This is a genomic window from Geitlerinema sp. PCC 9228, assembly GCF_001870905.1.
GTDB lineage: Bacteria > Cyanobacteriota > Cyanobacteriia > Cyanobacteriales > PCC-9228 > PCC-9228.
On the sequence record NZ_LNDC01000132.1, the window covers coordinates 41,100 to 58,404 of the forward strand.

17 protein-coding genes are annotated in these 17,305 nt (G+C 49.4%); 6 read left to right on the forward strand and 11 right to left on the reverse strand.

The genetic code is table 11. The features are described 5' to 3' along the window. Positions 1-188: 188 nt before the first annotated feature. Entirely contained in the window at positions 189-1,283 is a 1,095-nt protein-coding gene (locus AS151_RS23120) for an energy transducer TonB (protein ID WP_139240668.1), read from the forward strand. Here AS151_RS23120 and AS151_RS14020 read toward each other — a convergent pair. The 3 genes from AS151_RS14020 to AS151_RS14030 all read right to left on the reverse strand — a co-directional run bounded on the left by AS151_RS14020 (position 1,280) and on the right by AS151_RS14030 (position 3,621). Beyond that, complete coding sequence (locus AS151_RS14020; protein WP_071517679.1) at positions 1,280-2,017, reverse strand: DUF429 domain-containing protein; 738 nt, start codon at positions 2,015-2,017, stop codon at positions 1,280-1,282. The two genes, AS151_RS23120 and AS151_RS14020, sit on opposite strands and share 4 nt — an antisense overlap. Positions 2,018-2,184: 167 nt before the next feature. After that, the gene (locus tag AS151_RS14025; RefSeq protein WP_071517680.1) at positions 2,185-2,523 is read right to left on the reverse strand and encodes a hypothetical protein; all 339 of its coding nucleotides are present in this window, start codon (positions 2,521-2,523) and stop codon (positions 2,185-2,187) included. Between the two features lie 186 nt (positions 2,524-2,709). After that, complete coding sequence (locus AS151_RS14030; protein ID WP_071517681.1) at positions 2,710-3,621, reverse strand: choice-of-anchor L domain-containing protein; 912 nt, start codon at positions 3,619-3,621, stop codon at positions 2,710-2,712. 569 nt (positions 3,622-4,190) lie between these two features. On the opposite strand from AS151_RS14030, the gene AS151_RS14035 reads away from it, so the two are divergent. Then, positions 4,191-4,673: a response regulator gene (locus tag AS151_RS14035; RefSeq protein ID WP_071517682.1), complete on the forward strand. Its 483-nt coding sequence runs from the start codon at positions 4,191-4,193 to the stop codon at positions 4,671-4,673. Positions 4,674-4,751: 78 nt separating this feature from the next. Here the strand turns inward: AS151_RS14035 and argS are convergent, their stop codons facing one another. The 3 genes from argS to AS151_RS14050 all read right to left on the reverse strand — a co-directional run bounded on the left by argS (position 4,752) and on the right by AS151_RS14050 (position 7,241). Further along, a complete protein-coding gene (argS, locus tag AS151_RS14040; RefSeq protein WP_071517683.1) occupies positions 4,752-6,524 on the reverse strand; it encodes an arginine--tRNA ligase in 1,773 nt (590 codons plus the stop codon). Positions 6,525-6,593: 69 nt separating this feature from the next. Further along, on the reverse strand, positions 6,594-6,887 hold the full coding sequence (locus AS151_RS14045) for a hypothetical protein (RefSeq protein ID WP_071517684.1): 294 nt from the start codon (positions 6,885-6,887) through the stop codon (positions 6,594-6,596). 18 nt (positions 6,888-6,905) lie between these two features. Further along, complete coding sequence (locus AS151_RS14050) at positions 6,906-7,241, reverse strand: helix-turn-helix transcriptional regulator (RefSeq protein ID WP_275527994.1); 336 nt, start codon at positions 7,239-7,241, stop codon at positions 6,906-6,908. Between the two features lie 635 nt (positions 7,242-7,876). Between AS151_RS14050 and purH the strand changes: the two genes are divergently transcribed. Beyond that, positions 7,877-9,442 carry a bifunctional phosphoribosylaminoimidazolecarboxamide formyltransferase/IMP cyclohydrolase gene (gene purH, locus AS151_RS14065; RefSeq protein ID WP_071517688.1) on the forward strand — a complete coding sequence of 522 codons (1,566 nt, stop codon included), beginning with the start codon at positions 7,877-7,879 and terminating at the stop codon, positions 9,440-9,442. 55 nt (positions 9,443-9,497) lie between these two features. Here the strand turns inward: purH and priA are convergent, their stop codons facing one another. After that, on the reverse strand, positions 9,498-12,089 hold the full coding sequence (gene priA, locus AS151_RS14070) for a primosomal protein N' (protein WP_071517689.1): 2,592 nt from the start codon (positions 12,087-12,089) through the stop codon (positions 9,498-9,500). 24 nt (positions 12,090-12,113) lie between these two features. Between priA and AS151_RS14075 the strand changes: the two genes are divergently transcribed. Beyond that, complete coding sequence (locus tag AS151_RS14075) at positions 12,114-12,632, forward strand: GNAT family N-acetyltransferase (RefSeq protein ID WP_071517690.1); 519 nt, start codon at positions 12,114-12,116, stop codon at positions 12,630-12,632. On the opposite strand, the gene queG is transcribed toward AS151_RS14075, so the two are convergent. After that, complete coding sequence (gene queG, locus AS151_RS14080) at positions 12,629-13,561, reverse strand: tRNA epoxyqueuosine(34) reductase QueG (RefSeq protein WP_071517691.1); 933 nt, start codon at positions 13,559-13,561, stop codon at positions 12,629-12,631. The genes AS151_RS14075 and queG overlap by 4 nt on opposite strands. A 145-nt stretch (positions 13,562-13,706) precedes the next feature. Here queG and AS151_RS14085 point away from each other — a divergent pair, with 145 nt between their 5' ends. Continuing rightward, positions 13,707-14,210: an orange carotenoid protein N-terminal domain-containing protein gene (locus AS151_RS14085; protein WP_071517692.1), complete on the forward strand. Its 504-nt coding sequence runs from the start codon at positions 13,707-13,709 to the stop codon at positions 14,208-14,210. A gap of 147 nt (positions 14,211-14,357) precedes the next feature. Next, positions 14,358-14,771, forward strand: coding sequence for a nuclear transport factor 2 family protein (locus AS151_RS14090; protein WP_071517693.1), 414 nt, complete (start codon positions 14,358-14,360; stop codon positions 14,769-14,771). 1 nt (position 14,772) lies between these two features. On the opposite strand, the gene AS151_RS14095 is transcribed toward AS151_RS14090, so the two are convergent. From AS151_RS14095 to AS151_RS14105, 3 genes are all read right to left on the reverse strand, one after another. Further along, positions 14,773-15,207: a hypothetical protein gene (locus AS151_RS14095; protein WP_071517701.1), complete on the reverse strand. Its 435-nt coding sequence runs from the start codon at positions 15,205-15,207 to the stop codon at positions 14,773-14,775. A 273-nt stretch (positions 15,208-15,480) separates the two neighbouring features. Then, positions 15,481-15,975: a DUF393 domain-containing protein gene (locus AS151_RS14100; RefSeq protein WP_071517694.1), complete on the reverse strand. Its 495-nt coding sequence runs from the start codon at positions 15,973-15,975 to the stop codon at positions 15,481-15,483. A 245-nt stretch (positions 15,976-16,220) separates the two neighbouring features. Beyond that, positions 16,221-17,210, reverse strand: coding sequence for a BCCT family transporter (locus AS151_RS14105; protein WP_275527995.1), 990 nt, complete (start codon positions 17,208-17,210; stop codon positions 16,221-16,223). Between the last annotated feature and the right edge of the window lie 95 nt (positions 17,211-17,305).

The window sequence follows — 17,305 nt, forward strand, 5'->3', positions numbered from 1 at the left end:
TAATACTAGCAGACATTTGAAATATATTCTCAATTAATTTGGAAGATTGTGGGGGGAAGTTTGGCAAGGAGATGTCGGGAGTTTTTTCTATAAATCGCAAATTTAGGGAGTTTTGTCTTGACGCGATTCGGCTACCCTACTACAATAAACCACTTACAATTTAAATTCATTCTCAATAGAATTCACAAATGCAACGCTCCCATCACATCATCCAACACAGAGAACAGACCTTCCGTTCCTCAAGAACTGTGGCGTTTTACGGATGCCTCAGTTCTGTCTTGCTGCATGGTTTTGTCTTATTTGGGGAATTTCAACTTGCCGACCCCAAACCGGAAAAACCCAAACCGGAAAAATCTCCCGCGCCTATCGTTCTGAAATCGCCACCACCGCAATCGCCACCCCAACCGGAAGAAAAATCGCAAGCAGAAACTGCAACGCCATCAGAAAGCACGCAGACAGCCGTATCGCCACCACCACAACCCCAACCCCAACCGAGAACTAGAGAACCGCAACGCGATCGCTATTCCCAGCCTACACCAGAACCGCGCCGCCGAGAACCAGAAAGAAGACCGCAACGCGATCGCACGCCCCAAACGCCCGAACCCGCTCCCAGAGCGACTCCTGAACCTACTCCTGTTCCCACACCTTCTCCAAAACCAGAACCCACGCCAACGCCAGAAGCCAAACCAGAACCAAAACCCACGCCAACACCAACACCAAAACCCACGCCAACCCCAACTCAATTAGAGAATATTCTCGAATCTACGCCTTCTCCTTCCGAAACAGCATCGAACCAGGAAACAGAAACATCACCATCCAGTACTTCTACTGAGACCAATTCTCCTAGCAATACCAACAACACCTCACCGCAAGGAAATCGGCAAGCCAGCCAACCCGCCGAAACCACGCAAAGAGGTGCTTCGACTCCCTCGGAAACCTCCCAACAAAATGCCAATACCAACGCTGCCAGACAGCAACCACAACCCACCCCGCAACCAACCCCGCAGCCAGCTGCCAGGCAAACCCCAACCGGTCCTTTACCAGCGCATCGAGGCAACCTCAGAGGGTGCGGTTCCAAACCAGAGACTGACTTCGATACCAGTACCTCGACGTTAGTTCAGATTCGCGTGAGTCCAGGCGGTAGCGTTACCTCCGCAAGCGTCGCTGCCTCTAGTGGCGATTCCGAGTTGGATCGATTGGCCCTTCAATGGGTGCGAACTTGTCGCTTTACCAGCTCTCCCAGCGGCAGAGAAGGTGAAATTACGGTTGTCTGGCAAAATTAGTTGCATTCTGCAGGGACAATAATATATCCCTGCTCTTTATTTCCCAAAACTTGATGGTTACTTTCTCCCCAATACCACCAAGATACGCCCAAATAAGCACAAATGAGCGCATCCAGACGATCTTCGATCGCTTTGAGGTCTTTCATGCGGGTAGCGGTTTGCGGGTGGGGAATGTGTGTTTCTAGAAGCGGTAAAGCGGGTTGGCGGCTGGTGAGTTCTGTATTGATAAAATCGTATAATTTGCTTAGTTCGGAAATGCGATCGCGAAACCGTCCTTTTTTGTATTTGAGAATGCGAGGCAGGCGAAACCAACGCACAATTGCTGTATGGGGAAACACTTCGATCTGAAAACGTCCCGGCTGTTGTGCTGTAATTTCCGGTGCGTGGCGAAATCCCCGCTCTAGCAGACTTGTTCCCAATCCCACCGTACGTTCGGCAAAAGGACGCTGCAAGTTTGCAGGATAGCATCCAGCATGGTAGCGTCCAAAGTATTTATGGGTCAAGCGATCGGGAACTCGCATCCCCGTGGTATTGGGAATAATCGTGGGTGCATCCACCGCTACCATAGCTGCGGTTTCTGCTGGTGCCAGCTCATCCACCCACTGCAGAATATCGCTTACCGATGTCAAACACTCCGAGGCTACCATCTCCAGAGTACCATCGGTATTCAATTCCAAACCGCACAAGCCACTATCCCCGGAACGCCAACCAAAGTCAATTCCCAAAAATCGCATACGGCTGCGTTTGTTGTTTTGCTAGCAACCCTTCTATTGTCCTCTTTTTTGCTAATTTTGACCCATGCGATCGTTCTATGAGGGGTACAAACATACTGAAAGCGGAGGTACGCTCTATACCTCCGCTATAGATAGCTATGAAGTTAAGCCAAAGCTACACAATCTAACTAGGCTTTCTTACGTGCTAATACAGTACCAGCACCGATAAGGCTAACTGCAAGCAAACCTAACAGGGAAAAAGATTCGGGGACTTCTTGTTGTCCGCTTACCGACAATGTCATGTTTCCCTCAGGAGAAAAGTTGTTGATATCATTAAAACCATCTGCAAAGACATCAAAGGAGATCGGACCTGCGGCTTTGGTACCTAGTGAGATAAATTTCTGATAAGCACCATCGCTATTGAAAACATTACCACCTTGATTTGCGTCGATTTCATCAAAAATCTGAGTCGTGTTTCCGAGTTGGTCAGTTCGTTCAACATCAAAAGCCTCTGAAAGGGGGGGCAATGCCTACCCTACGAGTTTGCTTGATTTTAACGGCGGCTAAAGCCGCACGGGTCGCTTTTCATCCCTGCTTTAAAAAGTCAGGGTTTTCAAGCTCCCGATTCATGCGGTAAATGGCGGAGACACCATTGTATCCCCGCCATCTAGAATCACAATCGTTTAACTAATTAGAGCTATGGGATTGGGGAGTTACGCTTTTTTGCGCGTTAGTCCGATTCCTGCTCCTAAAAGGCTAACCGCCAACAGACCAACAAGTGAGGAAGATTCTGGAACGTCTTCTGGAGGCTCTGTGGGTTGGTCGGAAAACGTATTTGCTTGTAGAAAAACGCCAGAATCTAATATCCGATCGCTAGTATCTGCGATCGCCAGCTTGATAGTATGAGAGCCAGGTTCTAGATCCAATGCTTGCGCTTGGAAAACATCAGTAAATCCATCGTATTCGAGATTGAAGTTAGCGGGGTCGATATTTTGATTGAACTGGCTACTATTGTTGACGCTGTTCACCGTGTTAATAGAAACAGGCGTTGAAGGACCGGGAATCTTGGCAATGTTGGTACCGTCTAAGAAAAAGCCAAAAACATCGTTAAACTGAGTACCTTCAAAATCAATATACTCCTCAGAAGCGAAGGCGTAGTTAAAAAATACATCTCCACCGGCACTTTCAAATTCAATTTCTAAGGATGTAGCATCCTGTGTTGCACTGTTTTGCGGAATGAGAGTATCTAGATCGGAATCACCGCTAAAGAAATTCTCTGTGGAGGCTCCTCGCTTTAGCTCATCATTTTCATCAAATCCTCCGGAAACTTCGTCTACGTCTCCATTACCGTTAGGACCTTCAGCATCCTTGGCTTGACCCGAAGTTAAGAGAATACCCGAATCGATTCCAATTGAAGATTTTCCATTCGTGAAAGTTCCTGATGCACCATCAGCTCCCTTATAGGTAACCGAATTGACATTAATACCAGGACCTAGGATATTATTAGTTAAGTCTGTACCACTGTTATTCGGTGTGATGGTAACCGCTGTGGCAGAACCACCAGCCATTGCCAGACTAGAAACAACAGCTACTGTCCCTAATGAGAAAGTATGCTTGCGTTGCATAAAGGAAAACTCCTAAAAAAATGTTCGCCTGAAAAAAGTAACTTTCGCAAGTTTTGAGAAGTCGTTTTGACTAGTACTGAGCGAGTACTGAGGGATAACCTAACGAAAAAATCAGCTTTTGTATAAATTTAATGGGGGGATTTACTGGAAAATTAAGAAAAAATAGCAAAATTTAAAGCTGAAATAAAGAAAATTAAAGATTTTCTTATTTTCTTTACGAAAAACAGTAAAAGCATGCGGTAATTGGTATTCATGAAGTACAGTTTTCAAAAAAAAACTGCTTGCAGGGAGATCGAGCTTGCAGGAAAATATTCTTGCTACGGGAAACTTTTCTATCTACGTATGGGGAAGTTCGGCGAACAATGTTTAAAGCTGTTTGCCGCTACAATTACGTACGTGACAATTTACGCTTTTTGGCTGAGACATCTATATACTAATCGGCAATTTAGCCGATGTAACAGGGATTGCCACAGGAAATAATAGAGGAGTATTGCCAAAAAACACGTAAGTTCCTGGAAGGGAATTTACTGAAATTGAAAAAAAACACTCATTGGCAGGGAGTACGTATTATGGCTAGAATTCTTCTTGTGGAAAGCGATCGCCTGTTGCGGCAAATTTTAACAGAAGTACTGCAATCCGAGAATTTTGACGTTCTAGACACCAACAGCAGAGAAGAAGGATTGCGGTTAGCCATCCAATGGGTTCCCGATGTCATTGTCTGCGATGCCATGTTTCCCATTCAACTTGGAAATTTTCTCGATCGCTTGCACGAACATCCCACAACCGCTAATATCCCCATTATAGTCTTAGCCACATCCAGCGCCATCGAGCCAATCTATACTTTGATTTCCAGCAAAACCACCTATTGGGTTAGGCCTTTAAATATTCCCATTTTGCTAGAGACCATTGCCAGACTTGGCAGCTGCAGTCATTCCCCTCATCCCCCATCCGAGTTCCAATGGCATCGCTTACCCAACTTAACCATCCAACCGGAAATTGCCGAGCAGCCAACGTTTTCCGCAATCAAACTCCTTCGCATCGCCTCGGCATAAAAATCGGCACATCCCCCGGAAGTTGGAACAACCGGGGGGTTGAGTATAACTTCTCAATCCCTGGCAAGGAACCAAGACCTACATGCGTTCCAAAGCCGGAATTCCCAACAACGAAAGTCCTAACTTAAGAGTACGTGCTGTTAGATAGCAAAGCATTAGACGGGACGTTCGCTGGGGTTCTTCCGCTTGCAACACCGGACAGCGGTCGTAAAATTGATTGAATTTCTGGCTTAACTCAAATAAATACTGACACAAACGGTTGGGCATCAGTTCCGCTTCCACCGATCGCAACACCTCCCCCAACTGCAGAATGTGTTTGGCAAGCCCCAGTTCCAACTCGTCGTCAAGTTGCAATTGAAAGTCCGATGCCTGGGATAGTTTCTGACTGGTTTCCCAATCAATACCGCCTTTGCGAGAGATGCCTTGAATGCGTACGTAGGCATACAGCATGTAAGGCGCGGTGTTCCCTTGCAGTGCCAGCATTTTGTCGTAACTAAAAACGTAGTTGCTGGTGCGGTTCTGACTCAAGTCCGCATATTTGACGGCGCTAATGCCAACTACCTGCGCCACGCCATCGATGAATTCGGGGGTTTCTTCCCGCTGTTCTGCCGCCAAGCGTGTTTGTAGATCCTTTTTGGCCCGGGAAATAGCTTCATCCAGCAAATCCCGTAGGCGAACGGTTTCCCCAGCCCGAGTTTTCAGCTTTTTCCCACCTTCCCCTTGTACCAAACCAAACGGAACGTGAACCGCTTCTACATTATCTGGCAGCCAACCGGCACGTCTGGCTACTTGAAATACCTGAGCAAAGTGCGTAGCTTGTCCGGCATCGGTGACGTAAATAATGCGATCGGCACCGTCTTGTTCTACCCGATAGCGCAAGGCAGCTAAATCTGTGGTCGCATAGTTGTAGCCGCCGTCGCTTTTCTGTACGATGAGCGGTTGCGGGTCGCCAGAGCGGTTGGTAAATCCTTCCAAAAATACACATTTCGCCCCTTGGTCGGTTTCCAAAAGGCCGATTTTATCTAAATCCGCTACTACTTGGGGTAGTAAGGGGTTATAAAAGGATTCTCCCCGTTCCGTTAGGCGTACGTCTAACAAATCGTAGATAACTTGAAATTCTTGCCGCGACTGTTCGCAGAGAAACTTCCAGCCACGCACGCTTTCCTCATCTCCCGACTGCAATTTGACCACTTCCTGCCGGGCTTTGGTTTGGAAACCTTCATCTTCATCAAATCGTTTTTTGGCTTGTTTGTAAAAAGAAACCAAATCGCCCAAGTCTAGGGCAGAAGCGCCAGTCAGTGCTTCCGGGCAAACCTCACGCAGGTAAGCAATGAGCATGCCAAATTGGGTTCCCCAATCCCCTACGTGGTTGAGGCGGAGAACGTCGTGACCGCGAAATTCTAAAATGCGGGCAATGCAATCGCCGATAATGGTAGAGCGTAGATGCCCTACGTGCATTTCTTTGGCAATGTTGGGGCTGGAAAAATCCACCACCACTCGCTGCTGCGGATCGGCGGGTTCTATCCCCAAGCGATCGCTTGCCTGAATTTCTTGCAGTTGGGCGATGAGATATGCTGGGGTTAGGCGAATGTTAATAAATCCAGGACCGGCAATTTCCGGGGGATGGCTGATATCGCTAATTTCCAATGCATTGACAATGGCTGTGGCAATGTCTCTTGGTTTCTGCTGCAGGGGTTTGGCAAGAGACATGGCCGCATTGGATTGGTAATCGCCAAATTTGGGGTTGTTGGTCGGGGCAAGCAACGGATCGCATTCGGCATATTCCTCGCCAAATGCAGCTACCAAAGCTTGCTGAAAACGCATTTGTAAAGTTTCTAAAGTAGAAGGCATAGGGACCGATCGCGATCGATGGGAAACAAACAAAAAACCAGAAATTTCGAGCGTATCATATTTTGTCCCCTAGCAGACCGTTTGCCAGCCTCCAAAGCGATCGCTATAGTAGCTTAAAATCCGATCGACCTGTTGGCGGGAGGCAACAGAAGCATTTTCGGTATAGCGCAGCCACAAATGACCCACTTGACTCTGGTAGTAGTCGAATTGGGCATTCGTTGGCGATGCCAATCCCGTTTCCACGCCCACCACTTGTCGCAAATGGCTGGCCACCTCTCGATAGACACCGAGAGGCAAGCCAGCACAACGAAACTGGTAATCTATTTGGCTTTCGCTAGCAGTTTGAACGGACGGATGGCTCATCTACAATCTTTGAATAGGCTACGATACAGGTGCGTCTTTGGGGGCATCTTCGATCGCCGCCGCCGAAGGATTGGGCTGCGGTATCGTACAACAGTTTACATCATCCAGACAGACTTTCCCCCATTGCAAAGCCCATCGCACCAAAGCTACCCGATTTTCCGTGGCCGTTTTATTCAAAATATTGCTGATATGATTGTCAACCGTCCGTTTGCTGATCTCCAAGCGCTGGGAGATTTCCTGGTTGGTTAAGCCAGCAGTTACCAGTTCGATAACCTGCATTTCACGCTCGGAGAGAAAAATCCGACCGTTGGGATCGCCACCAGTCATAAATAATTGCTCCCTATATCTGTACATTTACTTACCTTATCTATTGTAATCACAAATGCGGCGATCGTTCCCAAGTCGAGCGAGAAAAATTTCCCGATCCCCGCAATGGTCTGTTGCCAGGCCTGCAGGAGAGTTTCCAATGGCTGCAGTGCGATCGAGCATCGATAGGCTCGGGGAGAGGGGTTCCCGTCGTTGGGAAAAGTGCTATCCCCTATGACATTTCCAGATGGCGCAGCTCGAGAGCAGTTCCCCATTTTTCGCACCATCCAACTGCTACCGCAGGCGACTCGAGTCTAAATTATCTTTTATTGCTGGTGTTTTTTGAAGTTTCTTAAAAAAAATTAAGCCTCTTTTCCGACCGCAAGCAAATGGCAAATTGCTGCATTGACTAGAAGTCACGAACAATTCAAAAGCTGCTTTAGGGGGAATTTTCTGAATTCCGATGCGATCGCTCCTTGGAGATAGGGAAAAAGCTGCTCTCGTATCTAGAAACCAAGAAAACCAGCACTGCCAACTTTTTTCTCGATTCCATTGTTGCGTTTGCCTATCTGGCAAACAGCCCAATTCCCCCCAACCAAACTCTTTTTTGAATCGCTTGGAGAACAACCCCGCTCAAGGTACAATAGCAAAGTTTACCAGCAGTCAATCGATTATGGAAAATTATGGCGCGTGTAGCACTGCTCAGTACCTATGACAAGACCAATTTGGTAGAATTTGCTCGTTCTCTGGTGGAAGAATTTGGCTTTGAACTGCTCAGTAGCGGTGGAACCGCGCGTACTCTAACCGAAGCAGGCTTGCCAGTGACACAGGTATCCGAGTACACTGGTTCTCCAGAAATGTTGGGCGGACGGGTCAAAACGCTACATCCAAAAATTCATGGCGGGATTTTAGCACGGCGAGATATTTCCCAAGACCAGCAAGATTTGGAAGACAGTCAAATTCGGGCCATCGATTTGGTGGTGGTGAATCTGTATCCCTTCGAGCAAACCATTGCCCAACCGGGAGTTAGCTTGGCGGATGCGATCGAACAAATTGATATTGGTGGACCAACTTTGTTGCGTTCGGCAGCCAAAAATTTCCAACACGTAACGGTTTTGTGTTCTCCCCAGCAATACCAAAACTGCCTGGAAGACATGCGGCAAAATCAGGGCACTCCCAGCGACGGCTTCCGCCAGGATTGCGCTGCCCAAGCATTTTGGCACACCACTGTCTACGACCAAGCGATCGCTGCCTATCTCAGCCAGCAGTCTAGCGCCGAGGTTACCAGCGCCCCCACCATGCCGCAACAATACGCGATCGCGGGGCATCAAATCCAAGCCCTCCGTTACGGCGAAAATCCCCACCAAACCGCCGCTTGGTATCAAATCGGTAGCCAAAGCACTGGCTGGGCAGCCGCCGAAAAACTGCAAGGGAAGGAACTCAGCTACAACAATCTCGTGGATCTGGAAGCCGCCAGAGCCATCATTGCCGAGTTCATGCAGCCAGATACGCCTCCCTGTGCTGCGGTTCTCAAACATACCAACCCTTGTGGCGTTGCCCAAGCTTCCCGTTTGGTAGAAGCCTACGAAAACGCCTTCGCCGCCGACTCCGTATCCGCCTTTGGTGGGATTGTTGCCCTCAACCGCGCCATCGATACCTCTACCGCCACGGCCTTAACCAAAACTTTTCTAGAATGTGTGGTGGCCCCTGGTTGCGAAGCGGAAGCCGCCGATATCCTCAAGAAAAAATCTAAAGTCCGCGTCCTTACTTTAGAAAACTTACTCGACGGTCCCACTAACAGCGTCAAAGCGATCGCGGGTGGGTTTTTGGTGCAATCCACCGACCAAGACATTGAAGGCACCAGCCAGTGGAAAGTGGTGACCCAGAAAGAACCTTCCCCCGAACAATGGGAAGAACTCCTGTTTGCCTGGAAAGCCTGCAAGCACGTCAAATCCAACGCCATTGTCATTACCCGCGATCGCGCTACCATCGGGATTGGTGCCGGTCAAATGAACCGCGTTGGTGCTGCCAAAATTGCTTTGGAACAAGCAGGCGATCGCGCCAATGGTGCGGTCCTGGCAAGCGACGGCTTTTTCCCCTTTGACGATACCGTACGTAATGCGGCAACTCAGGGCATTCAAGCAATCGTTCAACCAGGGGGAAGTTTGCGCGATAACGATTCTATTGCCGCTGCCAACGAACTGGGTATCCCTATGATTCTCACTAACGTACGTCACTTTTTGCATTGATATTGCTAGAATCCTTTGTAAGGGGTGGGCGGTGCCCACCCTACTGGTTGAAAAATTATCCCAGATTCATGGGATCTACATCCACTGTTACGCTTACAGCCGCGGGACACTGACGGTGCAAATCTTCAATATCCGGCAATTGTAATCTCCGATGGCGATCGCATTTCAACAAAATTTGCCAGCGATAACGTTTCGCCACGCGAACAATCGGTGCCGGTGCCGGTCCCAACAAATCGATTCCCAATTCCCCTTCTTCTTCTTCTTGTTCGGGAATCTGCAAAACCTCCCGCAAATAAGCCGCCAGCCGTTCCGACACCGCTTCCACTTCCTCTGCATGGTAGCCACTCACAGATAGCAACACCAACTGCCCGTAGGGAGGATAGCCCAAAGCTTGCCGCTGTTCCAACTCCGACGCCACAAAAGCCTCGTAATCGTAGCGCGCCACCGCCTCAATGGCCGGATGGTTGGGGGTATAGGTTTGCAAAATCGCCCGACCCGGATCTTCTCCCCTGCCAGCACGACCGGCTACCTGCGTTAACGTTTGAAATGCCCGTTCGCTGGCGCGGTAGTCAGAAATATTCAACAAACCATCTGCCGCCACAATTCCCACCAACGTTACTTGCGGTAAGTCTAACCCCTTGGTGAGCATTTGCGTTCCCACCAGCAGTTTCCCTGCCCCCCGGGCAAATCGGTCCAACAACGCCCGATGGGCCCCTTTGGTGCGTGTCGTATCGCTGTCGAAGCGAATCGCACTCAACTGGGGGAATTTTTTGTGCAACTCTTGCATAACGCGCTGGGTGCCAGTGCCGAAATGTTTTAAATAAGGAGAGCCGCATGCCGGGCACTGTTGGGGATGGACTTGCATGAAATTGCAGTAGTGGCAGCGCAACCACTCGCTGGCCCCTTCGTGGGTGTAGTGGTAAGCCAGGGAAACATCGCAGTTGGGACATTCCACCACGTAACCGCAACTGCGGCAGGAAACAAAGGTACTGTGACCGCGCCGGGGAATGAACAGCATGCCCTGGGCGTTGCTATTTTCTAGTTTTTGTAAGGCCGATTGCAGGTTGCGGCTAAAAATCGAACGGTTCCCCTGACGCAGTTCGTTGCGCATATCCACAACTTCGATATCTGGTAGGGGACGTGCGTGAATTCTTTCTGGTAAAGATAAGTAATAAGTTGGAGGTGATGTTTGAGATGCTGCGGTTTCCGGGGGCAAGTAACCGCGAATTTGCGCCCAAGTTTCAATCGATGGGGTCGCAGAACCCAAAAGTAAGGGACAGGATTCTAACTCGGCACGCCATTGAGCTACGGTTCGGGCGTGGTAAGTGGGAGTACGGTCTTGTTTGTAGCTGGCGTCGTATTCTTCGTCTAAGACAATACAACCGAGATTTTTGAGGGGGGCAAAAATGGCTGTACGGGTGCCGATAACTACTTGTGGCGTATCTTCCAGCATCTGTCGCCAGGCATCGAAACGTTCCCCGTCGCTGAGGGCGCTGTGGTACACGCAAACGCGATCGCCAAAACGCGCCCGAAATCGGTCTGTCAGTTGCGGCGTTAACCCAATTTCCGGCACCAACACAATGGCAGATTGCCCGGCTGCTAGGATAGGCGCGATCGCTTGCAGGTAAACCTCGGTTTTCCCGGAACCGGTGATTCCGTGCAGCAAAACCTGCCCGTAGCCATCCAATTCCCAAATTGTCTCCAATGCATATTTTTGCGATTCTGTCAAGGCTTTGGCACGATCCCGTTGGTGGGTGCCTTCCTGGGGAGAACGCAATCTTTCCCGCTGGGTAATTTCCACGCATCCCTTCTCTTGCAGCTTCTTCACCACCGAAGAACTGGTACGGCAAATTTGCAGCAATTCCTGCAACCACATATCGCCACCGCTGCGGCGCAAAACCTGTAAAACCTCCTGCTGCCGGGGAGTTAAATCTTCCGCCGGTAGATCCGATACCAACGTCACCGCCTGCTGCACCTTGGGCGTAGAATGCCTAGGAGGTTCCAAATAGCTTTCTACCCATCCCAGTTTTAACAATTCTCGAATGCCGCGATCGGCACGATGGACCTGTTTGCGCAAATATTTCCAAGTATAATCCCCCGTTTTCGACTGTTGCAGCAACGCCAAAACTTCCTGCGCTGGCTGGCTGAGAAATATGGTTTGGCAGGGGCGGTAGTGGTTGCTTAACCGCAGGCGACGGGAACTTTTCCCCAACAATCCCGGCGGCAGTGCCGTGCGAATTACCGACATCAACGGGGCGTAGTAATAATGGGCTACCTTTTCCAGCAATTGCCAGTAGGTAGGGCGAAAAAATCCCGCTACCACCACATCCTCCACCAATCGCACGGTATCGGCACTGAGATGGCTGGGCAATTCTTGACGGCGGCGAATCGCGATCGCGCCCATCTGCTGGGAAGCAAAAGGAACTGATAAAATATCCCCCGGCTGCACTTCCAAACCATCGGGAATCTGATAAGTATACAGCGACTGCTGGGTTTGTGAACTCGCTTGCGGTACATCCACCAACACATCCACCCATTGCGGTTTCGGTGCGTTGCTGCTCCAACCAGCCGCATCGTAATTCCCCGCCGGCGTTGCCACCACAGCAGGAATCCTATTGATTCTGTCAGTTTGGAAGCTGTAATCCATTGTCAATCGAAGCAACAACAAGTCATGGAAATCAGCGAATCGAGCTCTCTACCTTCTACCGTCAATATTCGACCCGCCACTCCCGACGATGCGGAAGCCATATTTCAGCTTATTCTAGCGCTAGCCGATTACGAAGAACTCTCCCACGAGGTCAAAGGAAGTCCGGCGCTGCTGAAAAAACATCTGTTCGGAGAGCGTCCATATGCAGAATGTATTGTAGCAGACCTAGATGGCAAGCTCGTGGGGCAGGCACTATTTTTTCATAATTTTTCTACATTCCTGGCACAGCCCGGGTTGTATCTAGAAGATTTGTTTGTTTTGCCAGCCTACCGCCGCCAGGGCATTGGTACGGCTTTGTTGCGATATGTGGCGAATATAGCTGTAGAACGGGGTTGCCATCGTTTGGATTGGCAGGTTTTGGCTTGGAACCAATCCGCGATCGCATTTTACCAGCGTATCGGTGCCCATGTTTTTGCCGAATGGCGCACTTGCCGGGTGACTGGAGATACGTTGCAGCAGCTAGCCCATATTTCCCGATCTTAAGGGTGCCAGCGCAGATTGGCTTGGGCATTGCGCCGCCACATGTGGGGTTTAATCCGACGCAGGGCAGACCCCCGAAAGCGCCGATCCCATTCTTCCTCAGAGATTTTGGCTAAATCTTGCAAATCCGGAGAAAGGTTATCTGGGTAGGGGTGAAAGTCTTCAATATCCGTTTCGGTGGCAAACCGAATGTTCCAAGGGCAAACATCCTGGCAAATATCGCACCCGGCGACCCAACCTTGCATGTGGGGGTGAATCTCTTCGGGGAGGGTTTCGGCGCGATTTTCAATGGTGTGGTAGGCAATGCAGCGGTTGGCGTCTACCACAAAGGGTTGGGTAATGGCATCGGTGGGGCAAGCTTCCAGACAGCGGGTGCAAGTACCGCAATGTTCCGTATGCGGCGTATCGGGTGGTAAATCCAAATTGGTTAAAATTTCCGCTAAAAACACCCAAGAACCGTATTGCCTGGTAATTAGATTCCCGTTTTTGGCAATCCATCCCAATCCAGCACGTTCTGCCCATACTTTATCTTGGACAGGACCGGTGTCTACATAGGTGCGTACTTCGATGTCTTTCGATTGCGCGCGCAGCCAGCGTGCCATGGCTTTGAGTTTTTTACTGGCTACTTTGTGGTAATCCCTTCCCCAGGCGTAGCGGGAGATTTTGGCTTTTTGGGGATTCTCGGAATGCTGGTGGTTGGTGTAGTAGTTTAAAGCCAGCGAAATAATTGATTTTACCGATGGCATCACCAGGCGAATATTTTGGCGTTTGGGATTGGCCATCCAATCCATATCCGCCTGATATCCCTGGTTTAGCCAGGATTGTAAATGTTTTTGAACCTTTCCATCGCCATCGCTTTCTACACGGGCAATGCCTACCAGGTGAAAGCCTTCAGCCCTGGCCTGCTCTTTGATTTGCTCTGCCGTTACCATAAAAATCGCAGCCCTACTATAAGCTATCTTTGCTGCTATGATATTTAAATTTTATTTGCACATCGTAAAAAAAGTTTACATAATAGGAGCAGATACTCAATCTCCTCCCAATTTTACTGTCGTTTTCTAGCTGGGGTAAACCGCTATGGCTACTACTACCAACACCAACTTCGTCAAAACCTTTGTTTCCACTACACCGGAAACCGTTAGCAACGCCATCCAACAGTTTCAACGCCTCAAAACCGACGACCAACTAGCCGCCCTCTGGTTTATTTACCTGCAAACCGGCATTTCCATCACCCCCGCCGCTCCTGGGGCTGCCCGCTTGCAATTGGCCGCTGGCTTGCTCGACCAGGTAAAAAGCATGACCCACGAGCAACAACTACAGTTTATGCGCGACCTTGCCAACCAAGTAAATACGCCAGCCACCCGCGCCTACGGAGTTCTCAGCGCCAACACCAAACTCGGCTTCTGGTATCGTTTGGCTGAATGGATGGAAGATGGCACGGTCATCCCCATGCCCCAAGGATACAAAATGTCTCCGGAAGCTTCAGCCCTTGTCTCCAAGCTGGAACAGCTAGATTTCAACCAACAAATCACCATCTTGCGTCAAGTGGTGGTGAATATGGGAGTCGATCCCCTCGCCTAAAACGCTACTGCAGCCACTAGAAAATTGTTAAGGAATAAGAAAACCTTTTTGGTTTGGATTCTCCTCGACTTGCAATTTGCCGAATGTCAGGAAGTCACCTTCCTGGCATTTCCCCTTTCCCAATAGCCACAACCACCGGAATCGTACATGTCTTTTTCTCAACTTGCACAAACAGAAATTCAGATTGTTGGCGTTGACCAGCCTTTGGTCAAACGGTATTTTCAAACGTTCAATGCTGGCCATTTTGACGCCACGGCCAATTTGTTCGCCGCTCAAGGAGAACTCCATCCCCCTTTTGAAAAGCCAGTGCTGGGAAACCAAGCGATCGCTGCCTATCTCCATCGAGAAGCCCAGGGGATGAACCTCGTTCCCGAACGGGGATTTGCGGAAACCCTAGACAACGGCGAAGTGCAAGTATATGTCCAAGGATACGTCAAAACCCCTCTGTTTGGCGTCAATGTGGGGTGGTTGTTTTTGCTAAACGCTGAAGCCAGCCAAATCCATGCCGTGGGCGTGAAACTGTTGGCCTCTTGGGAAGAACTGGCGAAACTCCCACGATAAGCTACGCTACGGCGTCTTGCTGCCAGGAAGATTCCAACATCCGGCGACCCAGGTCCATATCTTTTTCGGAACACTGCCAATCGGGATGGGCTGTCATCAGCAAGCTATCCAGGGTTTCCATATCGAACAAATGCCAAACTGGAGCACCCTGGTTCTCGGTAGCGATCGCAAAACAGTTAGAGCTAATGCAAAGTAGTTGTACCTGGCGATCGCGGTTTCCCAGTTCCATGATTTCTCCCGATTTCAGGGCGCGGAACTGGCGCATTTTCTGCTTGAACTCCTCAAAGGAACCAGCGTTTAACCCAGGTAGTTTTACCATCCAATCGCGATCGCCGTTAACCGCAATCCAGTAGTTGCGCAGCGGATCGATTCCTTCCAACCAGGGAAGTTCGTCATCGAGGCGATAGCGGGGGGCTAGAGGAAATAGAGGATACATAAGCGTTTTTTCAAACTCTACAGCCAAGTCTAGAAAAGATATATCAATTGAACACAAACAAAAATCGTAATGAGAAAACCGCAAAACCGATTTTCCCAACTTCGATTGGGCTTGGGATCGCTACCATCCCTTCCTGCCATCGGAAAAATTAAGCGGTCGATCGATAATATGAGGCAAATTTCCCGCAGAAACAAGGCAATTTAATAAAAATTAGAAAAACTGGAGGATAGCTTAATAAAAAGTAATAAATAAACCACCGGCGCGATCGCTTCCTCATCTGGGTTCGATTTCCCCGCGACAACGCCCTTCCTGACACCTCAGGCGCTGCTGGCGTTGGCAAGAAATCGTTTCCAAATCCGGTCTTCCCGTGAGTGGCAAGCGCCAATTTGCCCATATCTGGTACAACTTATTAGCAATGGGAGCGACCAGCGGCCATTTGGTAGGTGCGTAAATCCAACCCATGCCTAACGTTTTGTAAACCTGGCGAAAAACTTCCAAATCACGAACCACCGTGCCATCCGCCAAAATGGCATGGATACGCCCCATAGCCGCTTCAAAATCAACGCCACCGTGTTCGCTTGGGTCGTAGCTATCTTGAGAAATATCGACAAAAGCAACCAAACCTCGACCTCTGTCCTTCTTTTGCAAAAAGTTGACTTCTCGCATACAGAAAGGACACTCGCCATCGTACAGCAACTTAATGCGCCACGATGGGGATGCTGTCACCTGTTTGATTTGGTCTTGGTTTGGACGAGGATAGTGAGTCACGATCGTTTCCAGCAGCCAGCAAATCCGCCCCTAAAAGTATTAGGTTGGCAAACAAAAATGCAGAACTGCTTGTATTTTTTCTGCAGTATCCATGGTAACGTAATTAATTTGACAGTTGAAGGCCGCTAGATACGAGCATTGTAGAAACGCACGCTTATCAATTTGGTTTGCTCTTGGTATCTTTTTTGGAATCGTCTACCGTTTCCTGCAATTTCTCTTTTTCCGGAATGCCTTCAGTCGCGTAATCAACCCGTAAAGAACGCCACAAGCCATAGGCTGCCACCAACAAGAAAATCGACATCGGCAATCGGTGTAGTTAGCGAGGCCGTACGTAAAGCTTGCAAACCGCCAAAATACAACAAAGTCCCGGCTACCGTACCTTCAGCCAAAGCCCAAAACAGGCGTTGAACCTTAGGAGGATTGGGATGCCCTCCCGAAGTTACCATATCGTCTACCAGCGAACCAGAATCAGAGGAAGTAACGAAAAACACAATCGTCAGAATTGTAGACAATCCCCAAGTTAACAGGTGCCAAGGAAGATTTTCCAAGACAGCAAACATAGCCAAGGCTTGGTTTTGCTGAATTTGCTCGGTGACACCTCCCGGACCGTACAATTGTTGGTACAAACCAGTTCCCCCCATAGCAGAAAACCAGAGAAAACCGCTGAGACTGGGAACTAAAAGGTTGGTAGCGATGAACGAACGGATGGTACGCCCTTTAGAAATGCGAGCCACAAAAACCCCGACAAAAGGCGACCAAGAAATCCACCAGCTCCAGTAGAATAAAGTCCAGTTGGCTTGCCATTCGTCTTCGGGTCCGGGATTGATATGAAAGCTAGTGAACGGTAGGTTTTGCAAGTAGTAGCCCAAGCCGTCGGTAAAAACTTCTAGGATGAATACAGTGGGTCCGGTGACCAGAACAAAAGCAAAGATAACAATGGTTAGACCGATATTAAATCGGCTCAGAAATTGAATGCCTCGGTGAATGCCAGAAACGACAGAAATAGTGGCTACAGCGGTAATGGCAGCAATCAGCAGTAGCTGGGGTTGCGTTCCTTGCGGCATACCAAAGATAACACTTAATCCGGCGTTGACCTGTTTGGAACCTAATCCCAAAGAGGTAGCCACACCGAATAGCGTTCCTACCGTACACAGCACATCTACGGCATGACCGGGAGCGCCGCGAATTCCGTTGCCTAATAGAGGGTATAATAGCGATCGCGGTGCTAGGGGCAGACCGTGGCGAAAGTCAGCACCCCCGGCTGAAGCACGGGGGCTTCATGCCTCCAGCTTCAGGTAGCTGACCAGCCTAAGCCCTTTGGGGGCTACGT